Source organism: Bradyrhizobium sp. P2_E8 (genome assembly GCF_056403875.1).
The window spans coordinates 1-4,988 of the sequence record NZ_JBFUES010000561.1 but is presented as its reverse complement, the minus strand read 5'-3'; the positions used below and the strand labels follow the sequence as shown (position 1 = coordinate 4,988).

General features: G+C 63.4%; 6 protein-coding genes. 2 read left to right on the top strand and 4 right to left on the bottom strand.

Annotation, left to right across the window (positions count from 1 at the left end; genetic code table 11):
- Positions 1–374: 374 nt before the first annotated feature.
- Positions 375–1,334, bottom strand: coding sequence for an N-carbamoyl-D-amino-acid hydrolase (locus AC1D00_RS26465; RefSeq protein WP_477012678.1), 960 nt, complete (start codon positions 1,332–1,334; stop codon positions 375–377).
- A gap of 249 nt (positions 1,335–1,583) precedes the next feature.
- On the opposite strand from AC1D00_RS26465, the gene AC1D00_RS26460 reads away from it, so the two are divergent.
- Together AC1D00_RS26460 and AC1D00_RS26455 are read left to right on the top strand one after the other, a co-directional pair.
- Entirely contained in the window at positions 1,584–1,808 is a 225-nt protein-coding gene (locus AC1D00_RS26460; RefSeq protein ID WP_027547857.1) for a hypothetical protein, read from the top strand.
- 202 nt (positions 1,809–2,010) lie between these two features.
- Positions 2,011–2,337 (top strand): hypothetical protein, encoded by a 327-nt coding sequence (locus tag AC1D00_RS26455; RefSeq protein WP_404558347.1) that lies wholly within the window; start codon positions 2,011–2,013, stop codon positions 2,335–2,337.
- A gap of 9 nt (positions 2,338–2,346) precedes the next feature.
- Here the strand turns inward: AC1D00_RS26455 and AC1D00_RS26450 are convergent, their stop codons facing one another.
- The 3 genes from AC1D00_RS26450 to AC1D00_RS26440 form a co-directional block, all read right to left on the bottom strand.
- Positions 2,347–2,592, bottom strand: a complete 246-nt coding sequence (locus AC1D00_RS26450; protein WP_027547855.1) for a hypothetical protein — start codon at positions 2,590–2,592, stop codon at positions 2,347–2,349.
- 646 nt (positions 2,593–3,238) lie between these two features.
- Positions 3,239–4,177 (bottom strand): aldo/keto reductase, encoded by a 939-nt coding sequence (locus tag AC1D00_RS26445; protein WP_135177441.1) that lies wholly within the window; start codon positions 4,175–4,177, stop codon positions 3,239–3,241.
- Between the two features lie 98 nt (positions 4,178–4,275).
- Positions 4,276–4,988 (bottom strand): MFS transporter (locus AC1D00_RS26440; protein WP_477012677.1); only part of this gene is annotated, 713 nt, incomplete at its 5' end.

Sequence of the window (4,988 nt, the reverse complement as noted above, 5' to 3'; positions counted from 1 at the left end):
GCCTTGGGGCTCACGGAGAGCAATCCGCCCTGCCCGCAACTCTCGCGCCCGACGCTGCCGCGTCCACCGCAAGCCCGGCTCGCGAAAATGACGACCACATGATCGCCCCTCAAGGATGAGCCGGGATGGGCGACACATACGACAAATCCGAATTTCGGTAAAGTGGAATGTTTTTGCGCGGGCGGGTTGACAGGTCGGCGACACAGCCCGGTCCCGTAGCCCGGATGGAGCGCAGCGCAATCCGGGAAAGTGCCGCAGCCCGGATGGTGCGACGTGTAATCCGGGGGAGTGCCGGATGCCGGGCGAGCGGCCCCGGATTTCGCTTCGCTCCATCCGGGCTACAAGGGAGAGAGCTCACCCGGGCCACAGGAGCATCACCCCTTCGGCCGCACCGGCGTGCCATCCGCCATCGTGGTCACGCCCTTGCGTTCGACGATCATCCCGTAGGCGCGGGGCTGGCGGTGGACGTCGAAATTGAAGGTGGTGCGCTTGTAGGAGTTGCAGAGATCGAGGTCGCAGCGCGCCAGCGCGATCTCGTCGCCCTTGGTGGTGCACGCCGCGACGATCTCGCCCGAAGGCGCGATGATGCAGCTGCCGCCGATGTGGTCGACGCCCTCCTCGAGGCCGGCCTTGGCGACGCCGACCACGAAGGTGCCGTTCTGGTAGGCGCCGGCCTGCATCACCAGGCGATTGTGGAACAGCGAGAGATCGTCGTGCTCGGGCGCGGGCGGATTGTGCACCGGCGTGTTGTAGCCGATCATCACCATCTCGACGCCCTGGAGGCCCATCACGCGATAGGTTTCGCTCCAGCGGCGGTCGTTGCAGATCGCCATTCCCATCACGCCGCCGAAGGCATTGGTCACGCCAAAACCGCTGCCGGGCTCGAAGTAACGCTTTTCCAGATGCTGAAATTCGCGCCATGGCTCATGCTCGGCATGGCCGGGCAAATGGACCTTGCGGTACTTCGCGACGATCGCACCGCTCTTGTCCACCAGGATGGAGGTATTGTAGCGCCTGGTGACGCCGGCCTCGACCGTCAGCTCGGCATAGCCGAGGTAAAACCCGATGCCGATGTCGCGCGCGAGGTCGAACAGCGCTCGCGTCTGCGCCCCCGGCATCTCGCGCTCGAAGAAGGCGTCGATCTCCGCCTGGTCCTCGAAATACCAGCGCGGAAAGAACGTGGTCAGCGCGAGCTCGGGATAGACGATCAGGTCGCAGCCGCAAGCCTTCGCCTGGCGCATCAACGCCATCAGGCGTGCCACGACCTCGGTCCTCGTCTCCGCTCGCGCGATCGGGCCAAGCTGGCCGGCCGCAATAGTCACAAATCTCGCCACGCGTTTTTCCTTCGCTTCCTCGACCTGCGTCGCCACGCGTTATCGCGCGGCGCGCTGTCGCGACCGCCGACATGCAGATTCCGCACCTGTGGCGCTCGTCGCGCAAGGGCGAGCCGGCTTGCACATCCAGTCGGGGAACCATCGTTGCCGATTTGCAACGGTTCCCCACGGTCTGAAGCCGGACAAGAGAAACTCCCATTGCGGCCACGAACCCCGCTCACAACGCCGTGAGACTACAGGGGAACTACGATGCGTGCACAACGCGTTTGGAAAGTGAACGGGGCCGCCAGCATCGGGCAGCTTCAATCGCGACTGGACGATCTGAACAAGCGTCTCAGCCAGCTCGAAAGCCAGCATCCTGAGAACTGGAAGGTCGAAGAGCTCAGATCAAGCGCACTCAGCCTGTCGCGCGAGATCGACGACATCCGCTGTGCCGAGGCAACGGCGGCGCTGAGCGAGCTGCTGCGGAAGTAGGCGGGACGGCGGCGATTCGGCGCTGCGTCGGGAACCAACGTCCGCCGCCGCCATTTCCATCAGAGCATGGAGCAAATCATGACCAGGCACCTGACGCGGGCCCATCTCGCGCGCGGCGTGGCCGGCGCGGTTTCCACGCTGGTCCTGTGCGCGACGGCGGCATTCACCATCGCGCACCACTTCGCGCTGTGAGGGATTTCGCATGACATCCGACCCCGAGGAGTCGGTGAGGCTGCAAGGTTTTGGCGAGATGACGTTGCGCACGGCGGTCGCGACGCTGATGGCGCTGGCGCCACGCGCGCGATCGGAGGCCGCCGTCTTCCGCGTCCGCGACGGCTCGCGTTTGGCCGCGAGCGAGATCGCCGACCTCGCGTCGGATTGGGGCATGACGCCGATGGCGGAAGTCAGGTCGCCAAGGCTGGTGCCGGAGCAGCACTGGTCGGACATCGTCCGCAGCATGGTGCGCGAGGCGCCGCTGCCGGCGCTGATGGTGGCGTTCCTGGTGGGCGTGCTGGTGGCGCGGCGGTAGTGCCGCGCCTCAAGCGGCGCGGGCCGATTTCGCGCGCTCCTCCAGTGCATTGATCGTCGACACGAGATTGTCACGTCGTACCCGAAGGGTTGCCGCGAGCAACGGATAGGACGGGTGCTGCCTGTCGAACACCCCAGCCTTGGCCTCTTCTTCGAGGATGTCGGAATTCATGAGCTGAACGCGCCACCACAGATCCGCAATCAGCGCGCTAAGCCGAAGCTCTCCAGTGGAGCCGAAACGGGACACTTCTGTCATTGTTTGCCTCAACCTGAAACAGTCCCTCCGCTAGGGCCTGTGTTTGGTCCTGACTGAGCAAACGGAGTGCCAGGGCTGCAGGCGAGTGAGATGCGCCAACCTGGACGATCGCGCGGCCTGCACGGGGGCGATCGCAATCGGCATGGCCAAGGCGCACCGGTCGCGGGAGCCATGCCACGCGCACAGACGTCCCTGCTCGGGCCAAATCGGCCGTGGACCCGCCCTGAAAATCGTTGCAAAAAGGCGCTCCCGAGGCGCCGGCGGCCGGTCCGCCAAGCCTCTGGAAAACGTCGACTTTTGGAAGAATGGTCGGAGTGGCAGGATTCGAACCTGCGACCCCTGCGTCCCGAACGTAAATAGCGGTCGAAAAGATCAACAAAAACAATGAAATTCGCTCGCGATTAACCACCTTTATCGCCGTTTGTTCACGGGGTTTCGGTGGTCAATCGGTGGTCAGCTTCCGATCTGCTTTGACCGATGAGAACGAAGACCTGCTGATTAAGAGACAGCCCCGGGCTGAGAACAATCAATGACTTACCGGTCGCACCGCCGGGCTTACCCGGCTGAAAGTGGGCATTCGTCGCACGATCATGATCCCTTCGTTGAGCTGCCCTTTAGCCGCAGACCTGTCGATCCAAGCGTCAGTTCACTTGGCTCTCGGAATAAATCCGGGCACACCCGTCTCGACCACCGCGTTGAACCTGACGCTGGTGGTGATGCGGTCCCGAATCTCCTCCATGGAGTCTTCAGGGAGCGCCGAAATGTCAAAGCTCTCCCGGATGCGCTGAGGCTTGGTCGAAGTGGTCAGGAATGCGGTGCCGCGCTGCACGGCCCAGGCCAGAGCCACCTGAGCCGGCGTCTTGTGCACACGCTGCGCGATCGCAGTGATCACGGGGTCTTGCAATACGCTTGGCTCCATGGCGTGCCCCAGCGCCGCAAACGCCTGCAGCACGATCCCATGCTCGCGGCAGAAATCGAGCAGGTCCCACTCGGGGAGATATGGATGCGATTCGACCTGCACCATGGCAGGCCTGATCCGTGCGATCGCAACGATCTCGCGCAACTTCTCCACGGTGATGTCCGAGAGACCGATCGACCTGCAATGTCCGTCGTCGACGAGGCGCTCCATCGCCTGCCAGGTCTGCGCTAAAGTAACGCCAGAATCATAAATCACCCGGCCGCGCTCATCTCTCGGGTCCTGCTCGTCGCCGGGTCGAAAGGCGAAGGGCGTATGGATGATGTAGCAATCGATCGTGTCGACTTGCAGCCGCCTGCGACTTGCGTCGAAGGCGGGCTTGACCCTCTCCGGGCGATGATTCGTGTTCCATAGCTTCGTGGTCACGAACAGGTCCCGGCGCTGAAGCGTTCCCTCCTCGAACGCTTCCCGCATCGCATCGCCAACGGCCTCTTCATTACGGTAACGTTCCGCGCAATCGAGGTGTCGAAATCCCGCCTCCAATGCAGCCTTGGTCGCCTGTTTGGTCGCGAGAGGATCCGGGATGAGTGTGCCAAATCCCGCAGCGGGAATTGTCCCGGATCCGTGGGTGGAAATCCTCGTGTAGCGGAGCGCATCCGATGTTGTCATGGTCCCTACTTCCTTGTTTAGGCCCGACCGCTGCAGGCGCGGCGGCCGTCGAGTGCGATCGACCGAAACCGGTCGATGCGGTCGCATTCCCCCGTTCCTCAACTTGCCGGCCGCGGTTTACGTAGAAAAAGCACAAGTGGGCTCACGACGAGCATGGCGAACATCAGGATCTCGAACTGGCCTATGATCGCGACGACGGCAGCTTGATGGGTGACCATGCCGTTGAGCGCAGCAAGGCCCGGCTTGGCGATCGAGCCGGCGACATGCGCGGCGGTGCGGTATGGCGTCAGATCCTTGGCGAGCGCAACGTGCATCGCCTGCGTGTTGCCGTAGAAAAAGATCTGCACCACCGCGATGCCGATCGTGCTGCCATAGAGCCTGGACAGGTTGATGAGCGCGCCGCCTTCCGGACGGAGCTTTGGATCGAGCGTGCCAAACGCAGCCTTGGCGAGCGCCGGAATCACGATGCCGAGCCCTGCACCCTGGAGGAAGCCGGCCTCGGCCACCGCGCGCCAATCCATCGCCGGCGAATAGCCGAGCATCAGCCAATTGGCATAGACCACCAGCGCCATTCCACCGATCAGGAACGGTCTGTAATCGATCTGCGCCGGCACCAGGCTCATCAACAGCACCCCTCCGACGAGCCCAACGCCGCGCGGGATGGTCATGTAGCCGGTGGTATCGACCGGGTAGTTGAGCAGTTCCTCCAGCATCGGCGATGTCAAAGCCAGGGTCGGCAACAGGACGAGGCCGACGGCGAAGGAGATCACGATCGAAAGGACAAGGTTCCGATCTCTGAACAGTGCCGTGC

Excerpts from the sequence above, each read along its gene's own strand:
- AC1D00_RS26460 (WP_027547857.1), top strand. The coding sequence starts at position 1,584 with ATGCGTGCACAACGCGTTTGGAAAGTGAACGGGGCCGCCAGCATCGGG.
- AC1D00_RS26455 (WP_404558347.1), top strand. The coding sequence starts at position 2,011 with ATGACATCCGACCCCGAGGAGTCGGTGAGGCTGCAAGGTTTTGGCGAG.
- AC1D00_RS26450 (WP_027547855.1), bottom strand. The coding sequence starts at position 2,592 with ATGACAGAAGTGTCCCGTTTCGGCTCCACTGGAGAGCTTCGGCTTAGC.
- AC1D00_RS26445 (WP_135177441.1), bottom strand. The coding sequence starts at position 4,177 with ATGACAACATCGGATGCGCTCCGCTACACGAGGATTTCCACCCACGGA.